This is a genomic window from Edaphobacter sp. 12200R-103 (assembly GCF_010093025.1).
Classification (GTDB): domain Bacteria; phylum Acidobacteriota; class Terriglobia; order Terriglobales; family Acidobacteriaceae; genus Edaphobacter.
Map to the genome: position 1 here is coordinate 4,366,547 of NZ_CP048114.1, position 20,927 is coordinate 4,387,473.

At 59.2% G+C, this 20,927-nt stretch carries 17 protein-coding genes; 10 read left to right on the top strand and 7 right to left on the bottom strand.

The window, feature by feature from the left end; translation table 11 throughout:
• Positions 1-53: 53 nt before the first annotated feature.
• Positions 54-3,239, bottom strand: coding sequence for a multidrug efflux RND transporter permease subunit (locus tag GWR55_RS18145; RefSeq protein WP_162403509.1), 3,186 nt, complete (start codon positions 3,237-3,239; stop codon positions 54-56).
• Positions 3,236-4,693, bottom strand: coding sequence for an efflux RND transporter periplasmic adaptor subunit (locus GWR55_RS18150; protein WP_238398515.1), 1,458 nt, complete (start codon positions 4,691-4,693; stop codon positions 3,236-3,238). The genes GWR55_RS18145 and GWR55_RS18150 overlap by 4 nt, the downstream gene beginning before the upstream one ends.
• A 222-nt stretch (positions 4,694-4,915) precedes the next feature.
• Between GWR55_RS18150 and GWR55_RS18155 the strand changes: the two genes are divergently transcribed.
• The 3 genes from GWR55_RS18155 to GWR55_RS18165 all read left to right on the top strand — a co-directional run bounded on the left by GWR55_RS18155 (position 4,916) and on the right by GWR55_RS18165 (position 9,052).
• Positions 4,916-6,406 carry a UbiA family prenyltransferase gene (locus GWR55_RS18155; protein WP_370521200.1) on the top strand — a complete coding sequence of 497 codons (1,491 nt, stop codon included), beginning with the start codon at positions 4,916-4,918 and terminating at the stop codon, positions 6,404-6,406.
• Positions 6,407-6,796: 390 nt separating this feature from the next.
• The gene (pheS, locus tag GWR55_RS18160; protein WP_162403510.1) at positions 6,797-7,912 is read left to right on the top strand and encodes a phenylalanine--tRNA ligase subunit alpha; all 1,116 of its coding nucleotides are present in this window, start codon (positions 6,797-6,799) and stop codon (positions 7,910-7,912) included.
• Positions 7,913-7,924: 12 nt separating this feature from the next.
• Positions 7,925-9,052: an exo-alpha-sialidase gene (locus tag GWR55_RS18165; protein WP_162403511.1), complete on the top strand. Its 1,128-nt coding sequence runs from the start codon at positions 7,925-7,927 to the stop codon at positions 9,050-9,052.
• A gap of 5 nt (positions 9,053-9,057) precedes the next feature.
• Here GWR55_RS18165 and GWR55_RS18170 read toward each other — a convergent pair whose 3' ends face one another.
• On the bottom strand, positions 9,058-9,414 hold the full coding sequence (locus tag GWR55_RS18170) for a phage holin family protein (RefSeq protein WP_162403512.1): 357 nt from the start codon (positions 9,412-9,414) through the stop codon (positions 9,058-9,060).
• Positions 9,415-9,541: 127 nt separating this feature from the next.
• On the opposite strand from GWR55_RS18170, the gene GWR55_RS18175 reads away from it, so the two are divergent.
• Positions 9,542-10,111 carry a pyridoxamine 5'-phosphate oxidase family protein gene (locus GWR55_RS18175; RefSeq protein ID WP_162403513.1) on the top strand — a complete coding sequence of 190 codons (570 nt, stop codon included), beginning with the start codon at positions 9,542-9,544 and terminating at the stop codon, positions 10,109-10,111.
• 191 nt (positions 10,112-10,302) lie between these two features.
• Here the strand turns inward: GWR55_RS18175 and GWR55_RS18180 are convergent, their stop codons facing one another.
• Both GWR55_RS18180 and GWR55_RS18185 read right to left on the bottom strand, forming a co-directional pair.
• Positions 10,303-10,797, bottom strand: coding sequence for a nuclear transport factor 2 family protein (locus GWR55_RS18180; RefSeq protein WP_162403514.1), 495 nt, complete (start codon positions 10,795-10,797; stop codon positions 10,303-10,305).
• Positions 10,798-10,872: 75 nt separating this feature from the next.
• Entirely contained in the window at positions 10,873-12,507 is a 1,635-nt protein-coding gene (locus tag GWR55_RS18185; protein WP_238398516.1) for an amidase, read from the bottom strand.
• 116 nt (positions 12,508-12,623) lie between these two features.
• Here GWR55_RS18185 and pheT point away from each other — a divergent pair, with 116 nt between their 5' ends.
• Positions 12,624-14,744, top strand: coding sequence for a phenylalanine--tRNA ligase subunit beta (pheT, locus tag GWR55_RS18190; protein ID WP_162403515.1), 2,121 nt, complete (start codon positions 12,624-12,626; stop codon positions 14,742-14,744).
• Between the two features lie 214 nt (positions 14,745-14,958).
• On the opposite strand, the gene GWR55_RS18195 is transcribed toward pheT, so the two are convergent.
• Entirely contained in the window at positions 14,959-16,587 is a 1,629-nt protein-coding gene (locus GWR55_RS18195) for a hypothetical protein (RefSeq protein WP_162403516.1), read from the bottom strand.
• Positions 16,588-16,815: 228 nt separating this feature from the next.
• Between GWR55_RS18195 and GWR55_RS18200 the strand changes: the two genes are divergently transcribed.
• Complete coding sequence (locus GWR55_RS18200; protein ID WP_162403517.1) at positions 16,816-17,289, top strand: cupin domain-containing protein; 474 nt, start codon at positions 16,816-16,818, stop codon at positions 17,287-17,289.
• A 64-nt stretch (positions 17,290-17,353) separates the two neighbouring features.
• Positions 17,354-17,842: a hypothetical protein gene (locus GWR55_RS18205; protein ID WP_162403518.1), complete on the top strand. Its 489-nt coding sequence runs from the start codon at positions 17,354-17,356 to the stop codon at positions 17,840-17,842.
• 32 nt (positions 17,843-17,874) lie between these two features.
• On the opposite strand, the gene GWR55_RS18210 is transcribed toward GWR55_RS18205, so the two are convergent.
• Positions 17,875-18,837: a DUF1080 domain-containing protein gene (locus GWR55_RS18210; RefSeq protein WP_162403519.1), complete on the bottom strand. Its 963-nt coding sequence runs from the start codon at positions 18,835-18,837 to the stop codon at positions 17,875-17,877.
• 300 nt (positions 18,838-19,137) lie between these two features.
• On the opposite strand from GWR55_RS18210, the gene GWR55_RS18215 reads away from it, so the two are divergent.
• The 3 genes from GWR55_RS18215 to GWR55_RS18225 all read left to right on the top strand — a co-directional run bounded on the left by GWR55_RS18215 (position 19,138) and on the right by GWR55_RS18225 (position 20,914).
• On the top strand, positions 19,138-19,395 hold the full coding sequence (locus tag GWR55_RS18215; RefSeq protein ID WP_162403520.1) for a hypothetical protein: 258 nt from the start codon (positions 19,138-19,140) through the stop codon (positions 19,393-19,395).
• A 15-nt stretch (positions 19,396-19,410) separates the two neighbouring features.
• Positions 19,411-19,776, top strand: a complete 366-nt coding sequence (locus GWR55_RS18220) for a cell division protein ZapA (protein ID WP_162403521.1) — start codon at positions 19,411-19,413, stop codon at positions 19,774-19,776.
• 502 nt (positions 19,777-20,278) lie between these two features.
• Positions 20,279-20,914, top strand: a complete 636-nt coding sequence (locus GWR55_RS18225; RefSeq protein WP_162403522.1) for an FMN-binding negative transcriptional regulator — start codon at positions 20,279-20,281, stop codon at positions 20,912-20,914.
• The last annotated feature ends 13 nt before the right edge of the window (positions 20,915-20,927 follow it).

Consider the following 20,927-nt stretch of genomic DNA (forward strand, 5'->3'; position numbering starts at 1 on the left):
TGCCGCGTCCTTACGGGCCTTCTCCATCTCGCGATCGAGGTCTCGTGTGTCCATCAGTCCGCACTCACCGCGTTCTCATGCTCGCGAAACTCTGCGTCAGCTTCGGCCGTATGCAGGTACTTACGACCAATCCGGTCAAAGAAGAGATAGACGACGGGCGTCGTATACAGCGTCAGAATCTGCGATACGATCAGACCTCCTACGATCGCGATGCCGAGCGGCCGTCGCAGCTCGCTTCCGGTGCCTGTCCCCATCGCTAGCGGGACTCCGCCCAGCAATGCTGCCATCGTGGTCATCATGATCGGACGGAAGCGAAGCAGGCAAGCCTGGTAGATTGCCTCCTCCGGCTCCATATTGTGTTCCCGCTCCGCCTCCAGGGCGAAGTCGATCATCATGATGGCGTTCTTCTTCACAATACCGATCAGCAGGATGATGCCGATCAGGGCGATCACGCTCAGGTTTATATGGAAGAGCAGAAGGGCAAGAATTGCACCCACACCTGCCGAAGGAAGCGTCGACAGAATCGTAATCGGATGGATATAGCTCTCATAGAGAACACCCAGCACGATGTAGACCACGATCAGCGCAGCCAGGATCAGCAGCGGTTCGTTAGAGAGTGATGCCACGAAGGCGCGGGCAGTACCCTGAAACTCTGCATTGACGCTTGCCGGCAGATTCAGCTCTGCCTTGGCGCGATTTACCGCTTCGACGGCATCGCCGATGGACTTTCCGGGAGCCAGATTGAAGGAGATCGTCACAGCAGGAAACTGCCCCTGGTGATTAATCGCCAGCGTTGTCTGTCGCTCTTCGACGTGCGTGATCGCGGTTAGAGGAACCTGGGTGCCATTCGAGCTCTTGACGTAAATGTTGTTTAGCGCGTTCGGATTCAACTGGTACTTCGGCTCGACCTCCAGGATCACGTGATACTGGTTTAGCTGGGTGAACATCGTCGAGACCTGCCGCTGTCCAAAGGCATCGTACAGAGTGTCGTCGATGTTCTGCGGTGTAATCCCCAGTCGTGAGGCCGTGTCGCGGTCGATGACCAGGTGGGCCTCCAGACCCTCCAGTTGCTGGTCGCTCGCTACATCGGTCAACTCCGGAACCTGCTTCAGCTTCGCCACCATCTGGCGAGTCGCACTTGCCAGCTCCGCTGCGTTGGCATCCTCGAGAGTGTACTGGTACTGTGTGCGGCTCACGCGGTCTTCCACCGTCAGATCCTGCAACGGCTGAAGATAGGCCTGAATGCCTTCCACCTGGGCGAGTTTCGGTCCAAGCCGGCGGATCACATCGACGGCGGAATCGGAGCGCTCTTCACGGTCGTGCAGATTAATCTGAATACGGCCGCTGTTCAGGGTGGAGTTGGTGCCATCGATGCCAATGAAGGACGATACACTCTCCACATCCGGATCCTCAAGGATGACGCGCGCAAGCTGTTGCTGCCGCGTGCTCATCGCCTCGAAGCTGATCGTCTGCGGTGCTTCCGTGATGGCGAGCAGCACACCTGTATCCTGTACCGGGAAGAAGCCCTTGGGGACGATGATGTACAGATAGATCGTCAGCAGGAACGTAGCCAGCGTCACCAGCAGGGTCAGTGTCTGATGCCGCAATACCCAGCGGACTCCAACGGCATACTTTTCGATGACGTAATTAAAGAACTGTTCGCTCTTGTGATAGAAAGCGCCCTTTTCGTGCTCCGGCTTATGGCGCAGTAACTTGGCGCACATCATCGGAGTCAGCGTCAGGGAGACGACCGCGGAAACCAGGATCGTGACCGACAGCGTAACCGCAAACTCGCGGAAGAGCCGGCCGACAATATCTCCCATGAACAGCAGCGGAATCAGTACGGCGATCAGGGAGATGGTCAGAGAGAGAATCGTAAACCCGATCTGCTCCGATCCTTTGAGCGCTGCCTCCAGCGGCGAGTCGCCCATCTCCAGATAACGATCGATGTTCTCGATCATCACGATGGCGTCGTCAACCACAAAGCCGGTGGAGATTGTCAACGCCATCAGACTCAGGTTATTGAGGCTGTAGCCCAGCAGATACATCACGCCAAAGGTGCCGATGATCGAAAGCGGTACGGCGACCGAAGGGATGATGGTGGCCGATAGCGACCGCAGAAAGAGAAAGATCACCATCACAACCAGCGCAATGGTTAGCATCAGTTCGAACTGAACGTCTTTGACGGAAGCCCGAATGGTATTGGTTCGGTCGGTCAGAATCTCGAGCGATACGCTCGCCGGCAGAGTCGTGCGCAGCTGCGGCAACAGCTTCTGAACCTCATCGACCACGCCGATGATATTGGCTCCCGGCTGGCGTTGAATGTTGACGATCACGGCAGGCTTCAGTTGAGCGTCGCGTGCAGGGATCTCCTTGCCATTGGCGTCCTTGTGGGCGGGCCGTGCGGCAGTCCCCATCCAGGCTGCCTGGTAAAGGTTTTCGGCGCTGTCAACTGCGTTGGCGACGTCTTTAAGCCGAACCGGTGAGCCATTACGGTACGCAATGATGACATTCGCGTAATCTGCGCTCGACAACAACTGGTCGTTTGCGCCAATGGTGTACGACTGGTGGGTTCCGTTCAGGTTTCCCTTGGCCTGATCGACGTTCGCCGTCGCAACAGCCGACCGCAGATCTTCCAGGCTCATACCATAGTTCGCCAAAGCCATAGGATTGGCCTGAATGCGAACCGCTGGCTTCTGGCCTCCGTTGATCGACACGAGACCGACGCCGGTAAGCTGCGAGATCTTTTGCGCCAGGACCGTATCGGCCAGGTCTTCGACCTTCACCAGCGGCAGCGTATCGCTTGAGAGCGCCAGTGTAAGGATCGGAGCGTCCGCCGGGTTTACCTTGCTGTAAACAGGAGGATTCGGAAGGTCCTTGGGGAGATAGCTGTAGGCCGCATTGATCGCTGCCTGAACGTCCTGCTGGGCAATGTCGATCGACTCCGAGAGGTCGAACTGCAGTGTAATGACGCTGCCACCCCCGGAACTGGTCGAGGTCATCTGGGTAAGGCCCGGAATCTGGCCAAACTGACGCTCCAGTGGAGCCGTCACTGAGGATGCCATCACCTCAGGGCTTGCGCCCGGATAGAAGGTCATCACCTGGATGGTGGGATAGTCGACTTGCGGCAGCGCGGAGACCGGAAGCTGAAGGTATGCAACCCAGCCGGCAAGCAAAATGGCCACCATCAGAAGCGAGGTGGCCACCGGCCGCAGGATAAATGGCCGTGAAGGGCTCATGGCTGCTGGCCTCCTGTACGGTCCTGCTTGCCTTGCTGTCGATCGCCATTTTGCGAGTCGGAGACCACGCCGGTGTCTTCCCGGTTCGGGTTCACCGCGCGCGGTCCGTTGGGATTGGCAGACTGCCGCGGGATCACCCGGCTTCCACTGCGCAGCTTCTCCTGTCCGTCCACAACAATCGTGTCACCGGGCTTGACGCCGCCCGAAAGGATTACCTGCGAACCCTCGGTCAGGTCAACCTTGACCGGCTGTGCAACGACATAAAAGTGAGGCTGGTTCTGGTTCGTCGCGGTGCCGGTATTGGCATCACCTTTCCGGCCTGCACGCTGTTGTGCTGGCGGGTTTGCAGCCTGCAGCTCCGCAGGAGGATCACCCGGCTTCACCATGTACACGTAGTTCCCCTCCGAGCCGCTCAACAACGCTGCGCTCGGAATGACGATCGAGTTCGGACGCTGCTGCAAAACTAGGCGAACATTCACAAACTGGTTCGGAAACAGAGCTCCGTCTTTATTGTCAAAGACCGCCTTTACCTTCACAGTGCCCGTCGTGGTGTCGATCTGGTTGTCGACCGTAAGGACTGATCCGGTAGCCAGATGGGTTGCGCCCGACCGGTCGTAGGCCTCTACCACCAGCTTTCTCCCCTGTCGCGTCAGGTCCAGCACTTCAGGAAGATGGTCTTCAGGAAGCGTGAAAATCACCGCAATCGGCTCCAGCTGCGTGACCACCAGAAGGCCGTTCGTGTCTGAGGCGTGAACAATGTTGCCGGGGTCGACCTGGCGCAAACCAACCACCCCATTGATAGGAGAGGTGATCTTCGTATAGTTCAGATTTACCTTCGCTGCCTGAATCGCTGCCTGATCAGCTTGGATCGCTCCGCCGGACTGGCCGGCGAGAGCTTGCTGGGCCTGCGCGTTTTCGCGCGAAACCACACCGGCTTCCAGAAGAGCGCTGTAGCGATTTGCCTGGGCCTGGTCATTGACGTGCTGCGCTTGGTCGCGTGCCAGCTGTCCCTGGGCTTGCGCCAAAGCTGCCTGGTACGGAGCCGGATCGATCTCCGCCAGCAATTCTCCCTGACGTACCCTCTGCCCCTCGCGCACATTGACCCGGTTCAACTGACCATCAACCCGCGATTTGACGGTTACGGTGTTATAGGCGGTAACCGTACCCAATGCAGTCAGATAGATCGGCATCGTCTTCTGCTGCACATGCACGGTCTGGACCGGCATGGGCCGATCTCCCATAGCCGACATCCGCTGGCCCTGGAACGACTGTTCCTGGGTGTTCTTGCGGATCTTCCACACTGCCGCTCCTACAATCAGTGCAATTACCAGAAAAATAATCCACTTCCGGGCACCAGACCGCTGCGGCTTCTCCGGCTCGGGGAGGCTGGGAAGCGGTTTGGCTGCCGGGAAGGCAGGCTTGGTTTCCTGTTCACTGATCGGGGCTGATGACATTGGCGCGCTCACCGTGCTCTCAATATTGCCTGGTCTTTAGAATGTGAAGAAATGTTTGAAACAAAGACTCTGCGCACCTTCTGCAGAGCCTCCAGAATAATTAATAATGACGTACAAGGAGAACCGAATGTTTCGTCTCCCTGGCGCATTCAACAGACAAGTTTCATGGATTTTGCATCTGAAGGCCGGTAATCGCCTCTTCTGGAAGGAAGGAACTGACTTTTGACCCAGTCCATCTCTGGCCTTGACCCTGTCGTCATGCCCGCGCTATGTGTCGATCTGGATGGCACGCTGGTAAAGTCCGATACGCTTGTCGATTCCACACTCGCTCTGGCACGGTATCGTCCGGAACTGCTGTGGAAGATTCCCGGCTGGCTCGTGCAGGGTAAGGCGGCCTTGAAGCGCCACATCACCTCTTCCGTGTCTCTCGATGTCGAGCACTTGCCTTATAACCGTGAGCTTCTTCAATATTTAGAGCAGCAGCACGCCCAAGGGCGCCCTATCTATCTCGCTACGGCGGCCGACTCCGTGCTGGCCCACCGTATCGCGGAACATCTTGGCCTCTTCACCGGCGTTTTGGCCTCGGACGGCAACCTCAATCTGGCGGGACACAATAAGCTGGCGGCCTTCCGTCAGACCTTTGGAGGTAACTTCTGCTATATCGGGAATGCTCTTCCCGATCTTCCTCTGCTCGAAAACTGCCACTATCCCATGGTGGCGAACCCTACCCGCGGCCTGCGTGCCGCCCTGCAAAAAGCAAAGGTAACTCCCTCTCGCTCCTTCACTGAGAAGACCTCGCCCCTGAAGACCTGGTTTAAGGCTCTCCGGATCCATCAGTGGGCGAAGAACATCCTGTTATTTCTGCCACTTCTGCTTGCCCATGCCCTTAAACCTGCGCTTATTGCGGGCGCGGTATTGGCATTTCTGTCCTTTGGACTCTGTGCTTCGGCAACATATGTCGTTAATGATCTGCTGGATATCGAGGCGGACCGGCAACACCCGCGCAAACGCCGCCGGCCCTTTGCTTCGGGCGATCTCTCCGCGCTGACGGGAGTCGGGGCAATCGTCCTTTTCCTGATCGCATCCCTGGCAATTGCGCTTTCCGTTCCTCATGTCATCGCGCGCATCTCGCCGGAACTCGCACTCAGGAGGCCCTACCACTTTCTGGTGTGGCTCGGAATCTATGCCGTCACCACCCTGGCCTACTCTCTACGCCTCAAGCGTGCAGTCCTGGTAGATGTCATCGTGCTCTCCGGCCTCTACACCATACGGATCCTGGCCGGCTCTGCTGCCACCGGAATCGACGCCTCAGCCTGGCTCGGCAGCTTCAGCATCTTCTTCTTTCTTTCGCTCGCCTTCGTCAAACGCTTTGCCGAGCTTGAGAATCTGCGGGAGCGCGGAGGTGAGGTGGCCAAGGGCCGCGGCTACCATATCAGCGACATCGAGCAGCTCCGCAGCTTCGGTTCGGCGTCAGGCTATGTGTCGGTCGCTGTCCTCACCCTCTATATCTCCAACCTGGACGCCGCTCAACTCTACAGCCATACAAGGCGCCTCTGGCTTTTAATTCCCGTTCTACTGCTTTGGATCAGCCGTCTGTGGTTGCTGGCCTCCCGCGGCGAACTGAACGAAGACCCGGTCGTCTACGCCATCACTGACAAAAGGAGCCTCTTCCTGGGAGTGATTGTCCTGTTGATCGTGTTGTCCGCGTTATAGATTTTCAGGGAACAGGGAACAGGGAACAGGGAACAGGGAACAGGGAACAGGGAACAGGGAACAGGGAACAGGGAACAGGGAACAGGGAACAGGGAACAGGGAACAGGCATACTGAGCGAAAGGCGAAGGATCTGCGGTTCCAGCAGCGCGCGTTCCGGGGAACAGGAATAACGAAATCTGCCGTCATTCTGACCCTGAGCGAGCCGAAGGAGAAGAATCCCTGTATTTTGGGTTGGATTGTCACACCTCTCCGGTCGTAAATCACCGTGTCCTTCCGATTGGAGAAACCTGCATCCGTTGAATCCGGAAGCGACACGCCGGCATAGACACGAAAACCACCACAGCGCGCAGGCCCACACCCAGAGAACCATTTATCCTGTTAACTGAGCCATGACCGACACCATCCCTCAGCTGAACAGCTACGACGATGCCGCCCTCGAAACCGCCTTCACCACTCTTGCGGACGAAGTTCACCAACAGGGTGCGGAACTGACCAACGCCGAGGCGCAGGAAAACTTCCGGCTGCACTGGCTGGGCCGCAAGCAGGGACGTCTTAAGCTGATCTCCGATGCCTGGCTCAAATCCGCTCCTGTCGAGGCCCGCAAACCCCTGGGAATCCGATTTAACCAGCTCAAGCAGCAGATCGAAGCGGCTTTGGAAGCTCCTGTAGTGGCAGCCTCCAGCTCGGGAATGCAGGGAATCGACATCTCTCTCCCGGGTGCGGTCCGCAGGCCCGGCATCGCTCACCCTCTGCTCAGCACCATGCACGAGGTAGTTCGCGTCTTTCATCACCTCGGCTACTCGACCAATCTTGGCCCCCAGGTCGAAAGCGACTTCTACAACTTCGAGGCGCTCAACTTCCCGCCGAACCATCCCGCTCGCGACACCCAGGACACGCTGCAGATCGCCGGCCAGCAGGTGCGTCCTTCGCGTGACCGTCTGTTGATGCGCACCCACACCTCCCCCGTGCAGATCCGTACCATGATTGCGCAGGCTCCGCCCATCCGCATCGTCATTCCGGGCAAGGTGCACCGCAACGACGCCGCCGACGCCACCCATTCGCCCATCTTTCATCAGATCGAAGGCCTCTGCGTGGATACCAACATCACCTTCTCTGACCTGAAGGGAACGCTTGACCACGCCATGAAGGCGCTCTTCGGGTCCGCGGTAAAGACGCGCTTCTTCCCCAGCTTCTTTCCCTTCACCGAGCCGTCCGCCGACGTGCAGATCAGCTGCATCTTTTGCGGCGGTTCCGGTTGTCGCAAATGCAAACACTCCGGCTGGATCGAGCTTCTGGGCTGTGGCATGGTCGATCCCGCGGTCTTTGCTTCCGTCACCGAGGAGCGCCGCAAGATCGATCCCGCCGACGATGCCTACAACCCGGAGAAGATCTCCGGCTTCGCCTTCGGCATGGGGGTTGAACGTATCGCCATGATGCTCCACGGGGTCTCCGATATCGGGCAGTTCTACTCGGGCGATATGCGCTTCCTGGAACAGTTCGCCTGATGGAGGTGAGATGTGGTGCTGCGAGGCTCTTTGCGGTATCTGTTCTATGTGCTTCTGCTGATCTCGCCTTTTGCATCCGGTAAAACGGCCCCGGAACCATCCACGGGCATCTTCCAGGTTGACCTCTTCCATCAGGGCGACCTCGGTGTCCACACTTTCCGCATCCCTGCGCTCGTCCAGAGCAAACACGGTGTCCTGATCGCAGTCGCCGACGCGCGCTTTGAGAGTACGCGCGATCTCCCAGCAAAGATTGCGCTCGCCATGCGGCGCAGCTTTGACAATGGTGCTCACTGGACACCCATCCGCATCATCCTCCAACCCCAGGCCGGAGGCGTGGGTGACGCCTCGCTACTACTCGATCGCGAGACGGGCAGAATCTGGTGCTTTCACGGTTACGGTCCCCCGGGAATAGGCTTCCACACGGCGAAGCCCGGTAGCCCAACCGGCCCAGACACTCTGCAGCTGCACGCAATCTATAGCGACGACGATGGGGAGACATGGTCTGTTCCCCGTGATCTCACGCCGCAAGTTAAAGACCCGGCGTGGCAGGCCTTCTTCGCAACCTCGGGCACGGCCATCGAAACCAGCGCGGGCCGCTTTCTGCTCCCGATCGTTGTACGCGATGCCCAGGGGCAGATTCACTCCGCCAACATCTACAGCGACGATCACGGAAAGACCTGGCGCCGCGGAGAGTTCATCGGAACAGGAACAGACGAAAGCCACGCCGTCGAGCTGCCCGGAGGTGTAATCCTGCAGAACATGAGGACCGGCAGGGGAACTCGCGCCATCGCGCGATCCACAGATGGTGGCCGTACCTTCGGCGCCCTCACTCAGGACAGCATGCTCATTGATCCCGGCTGCAACGCCGGAATTACGCGCTATCGCAACCAGAAAACCGATGCTCTGATCTTCACCAACGCGGCGAGCCACAAGCGCGAGAATCTCACCGTCAGGGCTAGCTATGATGAGGGCCGCACCTGGCCCTCATCGCGTGTGCTCTATCCCGGCCCCGCAGCCTACTCGACCGTCATAGCCCTTCAGAACGGCGAGATCGCTGTTCTTTATGAGCGCGGAGCTGTCGATTCGATCGAGAAGATCACCTTCGCGCGCTTTCCCTTTGGCTGGATCGCCACGCGATAACGTGGTTACGCGTTGACATTCCGGTCCGATCTCTTGAGGAAGCCGAACAACAGCTGAATGACCGCCAGCGCGAGCGCTCCCAGAAAGGCGGCACTGAAGCTCGTGACCGCAAAACCGGGCACAAACTTGCTCGAGAACCACAGGATGATCGCGTTGATCACCAGGAAGAACAGCCCGAGCGTCAATATGCCCAGCGGTAATGTGATGAGCTTCAGAAGCAGGCCCAGAGTGGCATTAAAGAAGCCAATGATGACCACCGCAAACAAGGCTGAGAGAAATCCACTCACGTGAAATCCTTCAACCATGTGAGATACCAGGAGAAGTGCAACTGCGTTTAGAATCCAGTGCAATAACCAGCGCATACCGCCGTTTCCTTTCAGAAGAGATCGACTGAAGCCCTTCTTCTGTCCAGAGAATACGTTCCTGCAGCAGCGACCGCTATCGAAATCTGCCACCAGGGCTGGCCTGGCGCCCGGCTAAACTATCTGCATGGGGAAACACTTCAGCTCCATTGCGCCGGAACATCGCGAGTTCATCGAGCGGCAGCACATCTTTTTCAATGCCTCGGCCGCCAGCGAAGGTCGCGTCAATCTCTCTCCTCGAGATGTGGCATCGCTCCGCGTGCTCGATGCCAACGCCGTCGTCTATCTCGATCTCACCGGCAGCGGAAACGAAACCGCTGCGCATCTCATCGCCGATGGCCGCCTCACCCTGATGTTCTGCGCCTTCGAGGGCTCGCCGCTGGTTCTTCGCCTCTACGGACACGGCCGGGTTATCCCTCGCCATAGTGATGAATACAATGCTTTGCTCGCTGACTGCTACCAGAATAACGAGCCGCCTGGAGCCCGCCAGATCATCCATCTCGCCGTGGACTCAGTCCAGACCTCATGCGGGATGAACGTGCCGTTCTACGAATATGTTGGCGAACGCGATCAGCTCCTCCGCTGGGCTGCCGTCAAAGGCGAAGCTGCTCTCGAAGAGTACCGCATGCAAAAGAACACCCGCAGCATCGACGGCCTCCCCACCGGCCTCGAGCAGCCAGTATCCGTCCCGAAGTAGAACAGCAAAGACTCTCTCTCGATAAAGAAACTCTCCTCCCCGCCAAAAAAAAGATGCCCATCTTCGGGACATCTCATCGTCGCTAAGGTGGGTTCATTCGAGCGCAGCTCGAACCGCCTCGCAAAGGCACGGCTTCCAATGTGCCGAAAAGCCGGGCAGTAGCGGTTTCAGCCACTGCAACTGCCAACGCATCACTTCGCTCCATGATGGTCGTAGCTGATCACGCGAGTAATCCTCCACCTACCGTCCTTGAATTGCCACAGGTGAATGAATTCCGCCTCGCCCACGACTCCGTGATCCTGCTTCCACGGATGGGTAAAGCGGTGCACGCCCATCTCTACCGCGCCGTAATCCTTGATCGGATAAACCTTCAGCGTCCCGGGCACCAGCTCCCGCTGCACCTTGCCGCAGATGTTGTTCTTGATCGCATTCAGAAACACCTGCCGTCCCACCGCCAGGCCGGTCTTGTCGTGGTAAAACTCCAAATTCTCATCGACCAAACCCTTCATCCTCTCCAGGTCGCAGGTGTTATACGCATCGAATAACTGCCTATCCAGCAGCGTCACCGCGCGCGTTAACTCCGCATCTGTTTTGATCGCGTCAAGCGGAGGTGGGGTCTGCGCCCAGAGAGATACCGGGAAACTCGCAGCCAGCAGAATCAATGCCGCAGCAGAGAATCGACCCATAGAGCACACTCCTGACGGGTACAACACTTCTGAATTACGTGTGTTCCGCCCGGAAGGTTCAACTCCGGTAGCCGCCTATTTTCTCGAACCCTCAACCAGCTTCGGAACCTTCCGGCTATGCGTAGCCTGTTCATACGCGTACGCATACCCCAGCAGATCGCCATCCCTCCACTGCACGCCGGAGATCTCCAACCCAAACGGAAGCCCGTCAGCATAGAACCCTCCCGGCACCGAGACCGCCGGAACCCCCAGCCGGTTCACCCATCCCGTCTCGCTGTACGGCCCCGCCTTCGACGCTCCTGGAACCGTCTCGTCGTAGGTGGGTATCTGCAGCGCCGGATACACAAATCCATCCAGTCTCCACTTCTTCCGCGTCTCCTCATAGATCGCCAGCGCCTTGCGCTTCGGCTCCCAGTAGTTCGCATCCGCCTCAGGATCACTCTCCAACTTTTTCTGCGGCATCACATCATCGCCGGTCCGCGAGCCCCCAACCATGTACGCTGGAAACTTGTCTCCCGTCGCCTTCTCGTAGTCCGCCACGGAGTGATACTGCGGCGGTCCGAAGTCACGCAGAAAGTTATCCACGCCCTCCCTGCGATAAGGCCGCGTATTCACCGTCCTAACGAGCGCGAAAAAGCTCTCCGGCAGAATCTCCTTATCGATCACCACCGTCGCTCCCGCAGCCTTCAGTTGCTCCACCGCCTTCATGAAGGCGGCACGCGTCTCCGGAACCACAGCACCCGCATCCGGCGGAGCATCCGGACCCGTCCCGTAGACGCTCGGCGACCCATTCAGCACAAACCACGGCACTCCGAACCGCTTGCCCTTCAGCGCGTCCTTCTTCAGATACTGCGTGTACGGCCTCGCCTGCGCCTTCTTCGCCGCACCCTCGGTCCACTTGTCCAGCGGATCCTCCGCCTCCATCATATCCAGTGCAATCGCGGCGCTCGTCACGTCCCGAGCCAGCGGCCCGGTATTGTCCCGCAGCCAGTCCAGCGGATGAATCCCCGCAATGCTCGTTAGCCCGCGCGTCGGCATGAATCCCACCAGGCTGTTGTTCGCCGCCGGCTGCCGGATCGAGTTCGCCGTGTCCGTACCCGTCCCCACCACGGCAAGGTTCGCCGCCAGTCCCGTCGCCGTTCCACCCGAAGACCCTCCCGGCGAGTAGCGCACATCGTACGCATCCCCCGTGCGTCCGCCCGCTGTGCTGATGTTCGTGTCGCTCGCCGCAAAGTCCGGCATATTCGTCTGCCCAAGGATCACCGCCCCAGCCTCTTTCAGCCGCTTCACCACCACAGCGTCGCGCGGAGCCACCAGCTCCTCGCCCGGCTTCAGATAACCCTCCCATCCCGCACTCGTCACCAGGCCTTTGATGCTCGTGTTCGCCTTCACCAGAACAGGCACACCCCACAACTCGCCATGCTTCGTGCCCTTGGGCTCGGCATCTTCCTCCGCAGCCCGCTTCAAAGCACCGTCACGGTCCACATACAGAAGCGCCTTGTACGTGCCGTCATAGCGGGAAATGCGGTCCAGGTACCACTCCGTAACCTGCGTCACCGTGTACTTATGAGCGGCGTACAGCGATTCCAGCTTTGGGACGGAGACCTCCATCAGGTCGCGATCCATTGTCGGAGTCTGTGTCCACAGCGGCGCCGCACCCAGCCCAGCAGCAACAAAACACACCACGCCAAGCCACACGCCTTGCCTCATCCTCACCTCATTCCATCCAGGATGTACCGTTTCAGCACCACCCTATCAAACCGCCCTCCATCCACAGCGATCAGCCAACCCCGGCGCTCCAGCATTTAGACTGGAAACGGTCCATCATGAAAGTTCTAACCCGCTGGCTGCGCCACTACCTTCCTGCACTCACCGTCACCGATCGGCAACTCGCCGACGACCTCACCCTCCGCGGCATCGCCGTCGAAGGCGTCCATCCGCTGGGCGAAGGAAACGGCCACCTGTTTGAGATGGACATCACCACCAACCGCGTCGATGCCATGAACCACTACGGTATCGCCCGCGAGGCCGCGACCATCTACAACCTCCCGCTCGAGCCGCTGCACCCCAGGCTCCCCATCGGAACCCTGGTCGATGAGCCGTTCTCTGTGCGCATCGACCCATCCGCCAAGGGACTCTGCGGCCGCTTCACCGCGCAGGTTCTGCGCAACGTCTCCATCGCTCCCAGCACCGGCCAGGTCGCCGAGTTCTTCACCCTTCTCGGCCAGAAGCAGATCTCGAACGCCGTCGATGCCTCGAACTTCGTGCTGCTCGGCATGGGCCACCCCACGCACGCCTTCGACCTCGACAAGATCGAGGGCGCGATCGTCGTCCGTCTCGCCCACAAAGGCGAGAAGCTGCGCCTGCTCGACGGCACCGAGCGCACCCTCGAACCCGATGATCTCGTAGTCGCCGACGAAAAGAAGGCACTCGCCCTCGCCGGAGTCATGGGCGGATGGGACTCCATGATCACCCCCGAGACGAAGAACATCCTCGTCGAGGCGGCATGGTTCGATCCCGCCACCGTCCGCCGCAGCTCCCGCCGCCACCTCCTGCACACCGACGCCAGCCACCGCTTCGAGCGCGGAGCGGACTTCAACGCTGCCCCCCTCGCCAACGCCCTCGTCTCCCAGCTCATCCTGCAGGCAGGAGGCTCCATCGAGGGCGAGCTCGTCGACATCGTCGATCCCGAGATCGCCCAGTGCACCGCCAGCCGCGCACCCATCGAGCTCTCCGTCGCCCAGGTGCAGCGCCACCTCGGCACCACCCTCGACCCGCAGGGCATCACCAGCGAGATTGTCTCCCGCTTCCTCACCTCGCTCGGCTGCGAGCTCGTCCTGCACGGCATCGACCTCTACCAGGTCAAGCTGCCCTCCTGGCGCCTCGACCTCGAGCGCGAAATCGACCTCGTCGAAGAGATCGCCCGCGTCTACGGCTACAACCGCTTCGCCAATACCCTGCCCACCGCGCTGCCAGTCACCGACTCTCCGTGGGCGACAGCGCAGATCGCCGTTCGTCGGCGCCTGCTCGAACTCGGCTTCAGCGAAGCCGTCTCCAGCACCTTCGCCAGCCGTCAGGACGCCGACCTCTTCTACGGCAACGCCGCAGGCAAATGCAGAACCGTGGAGATGGAAAACCCTCTCTCAGAAGAAGCATCCCTGCTGCGTCCCTCGCTCGTGCCCGGCATGGCGACCATGCTGGCCCACAACCTCAATCGCGATGTCCGCGAGGCGCGGCTCTTTGAGCAGGGCGAGGTCTTCACCGGAACCTCAGCCCCAGACGCCGGCTTCATCACCGAAGTCCACGAGGCCCCGCAGCTCTCGCTCGGCATCACTACCGCCGCAGCCCCGGAGAGCCGCCTCTACCCGGCAGCCGACGCTCCCATCTTCGAGCTCAAGGGAGCCATCGAATCCCTCGTCTCCATCTTCGCGCCTCCCGGCGGTCAGCAAGCCCTTACCTTCACCACCACTGGCACTCCTGCATGGCTCGAACCCGGCCGCTCCGCAGTCGCTCTGCTCGACAACCAGCCCCTCGCCAGCTTTGGCGAGCTAGTCGCCTCCGAGCGCGACAAGCGGAAGCTCCGCCAGCCTGTCTACCTGGCTCAGCTTGACCTCAGGCTGCTCTACGACCTCCCGCTGCGCCGCGCCACCTCACACGACCTCTCCCGCTACCAGGCGGTAGAGCGCGACTTCTCCTTCGTCCTCCCCGACTCGGTCCAGTTCCACACCATCGCCGCATCGATCGACGCCCTCGCCATCCCCGAGCTGCAGAGCCGCCGACCGGTCGAGATCTGGCGAGACGCCAAGAAGCACCCCGGCGTCTACTCGCTTCTTCTCCGCACCGTCTTCCAGTCGCACGACCGCACGCTACGCGACGAAGAGATGACGACCTGGTCCACCCGCATCATCGAGGCCATCACCGCCGCCGGAGGGACCCTCCGCGGTTAGTCGCGTTGCACTGTCCGCCGTAACCGACACAACGGTCATTCTGACCGAAGTGAACAATCCCTCTATTTCTAGTCCTAGTTAGAGATCAGGTTAGATTGGTTTGATAGACCTGCGTATAGGATCGCTAGGGATCGAATTTGCCGGTATCGGCGTCTATGAGGACTGATTGAGAATTGCAGCGAAGGCCTCCGCCGATACGAAGTCGCTATATCGATCAATTCTTGCGTGGCAAGATTTCGATGCGGACAGGCAACGAACGGGCCGTCGCGTAGTGTTCGCCGAAGGTGTATTCGGAACCAAGTCCTTGAATCACTGGGTCGCCGTTTTTGGCTTTAAGCACTGGCGGTGACCACACAGCAGAAACATAATAAGTGCCAGGCCCAGTGATGACCGCCTTTCCTTCCGAGGCCGTGTATCCCATCTTGGTGCTCGTGAGACTTGCGGACTTGCGGTGTCGCTTTCCTAGCTCAACGGAAAATGGTCCAAAGCCATGGATATTGCAACCCATATCCACGAAATCGGTAGTGCCCAGAACACGATGGGACGCATCCTGTATCTCCACCTGCGGCTGAGGATCTCCGCACTCTCCGACTGCGAGCTTTTTACTTGCGGAGAAGTTTTCCCAACGAAGGTGCAGTGGGATTGTCTCGCCAAAGGTAAAGGTTGTTCTGTCGACGGAAAGGCCAACACCGATCCCTGCGATCTGGGTTCCCCAGTTCTGCGGCAGCGTATCCGGATCGAGGACATCGAAGTGTACGTCTGCTGTGACAAGCGTCGGCTCATGCGTGCTGACGTTTTCAGCACGCCACGCGATGTGACGAAGACCCTCCAGGTTCGGTTGGGGAACGACGTGAATAGGTGCGTTGAGGGACGCTGGCAACGTGACCGTCGTCGTATTGCGTTTCCCTTGGGTATCGCAAACTCGCATGTAGCCGTTGAGGTTCGCAGGTAATTTATCGGAATACCCCGAAATGAAGACACTGGGCTCATCCGACCGGTTGCGAACAAGGGCCCCATAGCCATCGGGAAGAATGGCCTCAAAGCGGGTGGAGCCAGAACCTTCGCTATACACCGCATAGAGTTCGGGGCAACGTCCAGTAGGACCGACCAAATTGTGCGAAGACCTCAATTCAAGCGTGAGCTGAGTGAACTCGTCCGCATATATCGGCGTGGGCGGGAGGCCTACCTCCAGCACAGTTTCCGCGCTGGAAGTAGGCCGATTCCTCGCGTCCGCGTCTGGTTCGTAACCGGAGATTTGCATAGTAGAGCAGACATTCGGTCTCCAGTGCATGTCCTCAAAGAGGAAAAGTGCGCGCCCATCCCATTCGGTGCCGATGGTCGCCCAATCGAACTTCTGGCAGGTGTCACCTACGGAAGACCACGAATATGTCACCCGAGCATTGCCATAGCCGGTAAGAATGAAGTTGTTGTTGCGCTGAATAGCCTCAGGGTCGGGATGACCGTCCGGAGTACAAAGCCAGCAAGTCTTAATGAGACTTCCGTGCCTATCAACAGCGAAGCTGGGAGCCAGTTCGCCTCGAAGTTTGCAAGGCTGCGGTGTCGTATTGTGAAGACGAACGCCGATCGTTTGGTGCTCTCTTGGAGCCTCGGCGAAAGCGAATGTAGCGTCAACATCGACAGGTTTGCATAGAGGCGCGGTGTTCGCCGCGGGCGTTTGCCCGCGCATGCTAGGTAAAATACAGACGAAGAAAAGCAAGGCATATAGTGCATAGGCGTGCATCTGACGAACCTCGATAAGGCCATGAGACGTATTTGAGATTACATCAAAGGTGCTTGAGTAACGTGAAGTCGGCTTAGCGGAAGTTATATCTGAGTAGACCATCGAATAAACCTCTCCGGCTGCCCCGTTCAGGTATTGGCTTGACGCTGTGCCGAATGCCCCTTCCGCAACGGGTGTCATCCTGAGCGAAGCCCGCAGGGCGCAGTCGAAGGATCTGCGGTTCGCTCCTCTCTACCGCCCAAAAGTCCTTGCATCCAGAGCGAGAGAAAGTTCCTGCGGCCCAATCAGAACGAACCACGACTCCGATACACTTGCTCCGGAGAGAAACCAATGAACCGAAGAGAACTTCTGGCTTCCGTCACAGCACTGGCAGGCTCAGCCCTGGTACCGGAAGCAGTCGCGCAATCTGGACAGCAGATCACCCATGTGGACACAAAGACCGGCGGCCCAGACCTTAAGAGCAGCGTCGTAAAGGCCGACAGTCTTCACGCCGAGGGAGCCGCGCCCGGCGCCAAAGCCTACGTCCACTTCAATGGGCCGACCAAGCAGCTTTCCGCGCTTGCCTCCGGCCTCGTCACCCTGGAGCCGGGAGCGCAGCCGCATCCTCCGCATCGCCATCCCGAGGAAGAGATCATGATCGTGGGTGAGGGCACTGGAGAGTTCTTCATCAACGGTGTCGCCACGCCTGTGAAGGTCGGCGACATGGTCTTCGCGGAATCCAACGAGCTGCACGGCGTTCGCAACACCGGCCAGACCCGCATGACCTTCTACTTCGTCAAGATGATGGGCAAGAGCATTTCCTGATCATTTCAGGCTAGGGGTGCTCCGAAAAGAAGCCAGCCGCCCTTGCGCCATTTACCCTAGGGTTATGTTGTTCAAAGAACCGAATCAGACCAGATCAGCCGAGACCCTAAGAGAGGGTTACGTCTCGTTTGGTCACTCAACCGTCACCCTGAAGCTGGCATCGGGCGAATCAGTTGAGATCGACAAAGGCGTCCTCGACCTCATCACGTTGATGAACAGTATCCCCGGTATCGTGACTCGGGGTTCCTGCCAGGGCGAAGATCCAAACTACGGCTACGTCCAGTTCGCCCCGGACGAGACCGAAGGGAAGGCCCACGCCTCCATCTATCTCCTCTATCACATGATGAGGAACATGCATGCCGCATGGGTCAAGCATCAGCACGCGATGTGGCAGCATGAGCAATCGACCGGCTCAGAACATCCGGATGCCTACCGGTTTAAGTTCACCACCGAGCTTGGCAACGGGTACGTCATGAAATGGTCGCCATACACCTATCCTGCAGTCCTGGCGGCTGCACGAGAAGCCGCCCAGGAACTCCGGCAAAGCCTGTAGGGCCGGTAGCCCGGCCCCCGGACGATTCGCTTTTACTTCTTCGGCACCGAGATAGTGATGTTGCGGTAACGGATCACACCGTGGTGATCGCCCTGCAGATAGAACGGTCCCGGCTCAGCCTCATTGCTGTCGAGAGCGCCGCCGGTCGGCCCCGGAAGCTCTACGTTGTCGTGGTACATCTTGCCATCGCGCAGCACCGTCACATGCCTGCCGACCAGCGTGACGTCGTAGCTCGTCCACTTGCCAAGGTCATTCTTGGCGCCCGCCGGCGGCGGATACCAGCTGTAGATCGCGCCCATCTCATGCGACGGCAGCTTGCCGCCCTCGGTGCCCACCTGCAGCTCATATCGCCCGCGCAGATAGATGCCGCTGTTACCACCCTCGGGGCAGTTCACCTCAATGTGCAGCTTGAAGTCCTGAAACTTCTCGGTCGTCTTGATGTTGGCGGCCCCGTGGTTCTTCTGACCGGGAACCTCGGGATTGTCATTCACCAGCTCGCCATCGCGAGCCACCCATTTGTTGTTCTCGACGTTGCCGATCGGCTCCCAGCCCTTCAGATCCTTGCCGTCGAAGAGAGCCCGAGGCTTGGTCCACTCCTTCGGCATTGGCCGGTCGAGTAAAGGCGCCTTTACACCGGCCAGCGTCGGCCCATCGGTGTCGCCATGTTTCTCCACTCCAGTCAGCTTGCCCGAGCCGGGCTCCGTCAGCACCCAGGTGACCTCCGACCCCGACCGCTCCGGCCCGAGATCCACAACCAGCTTGCCCGCCTCGACGCTAGCCCCGGTGATCGCGTGCCACGCACCGCCCCTCGGCTGGACTTTGCCTTCAATCTTTCCGGCGCTCTCGGTCAACTCCATCCACTGCGGGTAGGGTTGGCCGGTGGCTGGAGTAACAGTCATATCCCAGCGGCCCAGAAACTTTTTCGCGTCTTGCGCGGCAACGGTCGAAACAAGCGCGACCGCCAGGATAGGGGCAAACAGAATCTTCTTTTTCATTCGCTATGAGTGTAACGCCCGGGGTGATGCCTAGAGTTTAAATGTTCGCCGTCGTTAAGGCGGGCTCATCGAGCGAAGTTTCAAACGCCACCTGAACCACTATTCCTTTCCCCACTCAATAGCTTCTCCAAAAGGCTCCGCCCTTAGCGAAGCCTGAAGGGCGAAGTAGAAGAACCTGCGGTTCACCCCATCTCCCCAGGAATCCAGACAGGTGCACCCAACTCGATTCCCCCTGTGAAAAATTCCCGCATCCGGGTTCTATACTTCTCAAAGAAACTTTTGAAGCAGGAGTAGATGTCCATGAGCACAGCCACGGTCAGCGTCGACGAGTTCCAGGCACTCGAACAGAAGGTGCTTCGCGCCGTCGAGATCATCAAGCAGGAGCGCGAGGCTCGCGCCAAAGCCGAGGCGGAAATCTCAAATCTCCGCGAACAGCTTGAATTCCAGACGCTAGTCGCCCAGGAGGCTCAGACCGCTGTCAACACCCTGAATAAGGACCGCGACAACGTTCGCCAACGCGTCGAGAAGATGCTGCAGCAGATGGACGAGCTCGTCTAAGCTCCAGGAGAACCGATGGACCATACCTCCGCCCCGGCCGCGACCTGCTCTCATCCACTCCAGGAGGAGAGCAAGGCCGTCGCTGTCGAAATCTACGACCAGATCTACCGCCTTCGCGGCACCGACCCGGCCTATATCGAGCAGCTGGCCCACATCGTGGACTCGAAGATGCGCGCCGTCTCCTCGATGGGGAACACGGTCGATTCGCTGCGGGTAGCTGTGCTAGCCGCCCTCAACATCTGCGACGAGCTCGAAACCCTTCGCCAGCGCTATGACGCGCTCGCCGGCAGCCTCTCCCTCTCGCAGGTGACGTTGCGATCCCGAGCCGGCTCGCTTGCCGGCATGCTCGACGAGATCCTCGAAGACCGCAAGGTAGGCTAACGAGACGCAGAAGGGGTAGCGGGAGAGGCGCACCAAAAATAAGGTTTGCAAGACTCACCGTCGACGCATTCGCCGCGGGCCTTGTTCTGATCCATCTCGCCACCTCCGCCCGATCCACCCACGCCGTCATTCTGAGCGCAGCGAAGAATCCCTGTATTTCGCTCGAATCGCCTCAGCTTCCAAATTGAAGCCATCACTTCGACCAAAGCGTCCCTCTGATGGAAGCGTGAAGCGGAGAAATCCGCTTCTACCCCGATCCCATCAGGGGATTACATCTCGTCAGGTTTCTCCACTAGCTAATCCATGCATCAATGCAAACAAAAAATGGTCAAGCAGTCCCTGATTGGGCCTCCGGCCTTTGTTAAGCTGGAAGCAGCCTCAGAAAGGCCTTCCTTCAGAGGCTGATTTTTGCCGAGTAGCCTTATAAATCAAGACTTTGCAAAACAGGCCGAACCTTAGTCCAATTTTTCAGAAGACTTTGCGTGTACTGCGAGGGAGGGGCATGTACATCCCGAAACATAATGAAGAGACTCGCGCCGAGGTGATGGACCGGCTTATGCGCTCCCATCCCCTTGCTGCGCTCGTCACCATGGGTAAGTCCGGCCTCTTCGCGACTCATCTCCCTCTCGTCCTTCACCGCCAGGACGACCAGAATGCCGTACTTCGCGGCCACCTCGCTCGCGCCAACCCCCAGTGGAAGGAGTTCTCCCCGGAGATTGGCGTGCTCGCTATCTTCTCCGGCCCGGAGCACTACATTACGCCCTCCTGGTATCCCGAGAAGGCCGAGACCGGCAAGGTCGTTCCCACCTGGAACTACGCCGTCGTCCACGCGTACGGCGCGCTCTGCATCATCGAAGACCCGGAGTGGCTCCTCGCGCATCTCAATACCCTGACCGATACGCACGAAGCCGCGCTGGCCTCGCCCTGGAGCGTTTCGGATGCTCCCGCAGATTTCATCGCAAGTATCGCCCGCGGCATCGTTGGCCTGGAGATGAAAGTTAACCGGCTGGAAGGGAAGTGGAAGGTCAGCCAGAACCAGACGGAGCGCACACGGATGTCGATCGCCAGCGAACTTGAGGATCTCGGTACCGAAGACGCGCTCGCGATGAGCGGGTTGGTGAAGGGCCGGCGTCCGTAAAACTGCTGTAACG

Bases quoted from the DNA above. Each gene is read 5' to 3' on its own strand.
- GWR55_RS18185 (WP_238398516.1), bottom strand. From the start codon at position 12,507: ATGAGGCAAGGCGTGTGGCTTGGCGTGGTGTGTTTTGTTGCTGCTGGG.
- GWR55_RS18210 (WP_162403519.1), bottom strand. From the start codon at position 18,837: ATGAAAAAGAAGATTCTGTTTGCCCCTATCCTGGCGGTCGCGCTTGTT.
- GWR55_RS18220 (WP_162403521.1), top strand. From the start codon at position 19,411: ATGGACCATACCTCCGCCCCGGCCGCGACCTGCTCTCATCCACTCCAG.
- pheS (WP_162403510.1), top strand. From the start codon at position 6,797: ATGACCGACACCATCCCTCAGCTGAACAGCTACGACGATGCCGCCCTC.
- GWR55_RS18225 (WP_162403522.1), top strand. From the start codon at position 20,279: ATGTACATCCCGAAACATAATGAAGAGACTCGCGCCGAGGTGATGGAC.
- GWR55_RS18170 (WP_162403512.1), bottom strand. From the start codon at position 9,414: ATGCGCTGGTTATTGCACTGGATTCTAAACGCAGTTGCACTTCTCCTG.
- pheT (WP_162403515.1), top strand. From the start codon at position 12,624: ATGAAAGTTCTAACCCGCTGGCTGCGCCACTACCTTCCTGCACTCACC.
- GWR55_RS18150 (WP_238398515.1), bottom strand. From the start codon at position 4,693: ATGTCATCAGCCCCGATCAGTGAACAGGAAACCAAGCCTGCCTTCCCG.
- GWR55_RS18180 (WP_162403514.1), bottom strand. From the start codon at position 10,797: ATGGGTCGATTCTCTGCTGCGGCATTGATTCTGCTGGCTGCGAGTTTC.
- GWR55_RS18200 (WP_162403517.1), top strand. From the start codon at position 16,816: ATGAACCGAAGAGAACTTCTGGCTTCCGTCACAGCACTGGCAGGCTCA.
- GWR55_RS18145 (WP_162403509.1), bottom strand. From the start codon at position 3,239: ATGAGCCCTTCACGGCCATTTATCCTGCGGCCGGTGGCCACCTCGCTT.
- GWR55_RS18175 (WP_162403513.1), top strand. From the start codon at position 9,542: ATGGGGAAACACTTCAGCTCCATTGCGCCGGAACATCGCGAGTTCATC.
- GWR55_RS18205 (WP_162403518.1), top strand. From the start codon at position 17,354: ATGTTGTTCAAAGAACCGAATCAGACCAGATCAGCCGAGACCCTAAGA.
- GWR55_RS18215 (WP_162403520.1), top strand. From the start codon at position 19,138: ATGAGCACAGCCACGGTCAGCGTCGACGAGTTCCAGGCACTCGAACAG.
- GWR55_RS18195 (WP_162403516.1), bottom strand. From the start codon at position 16,587: ATGGTCTACTCAGATATAACTTCCGCTAAGCCGACTTCACGTTACTCA.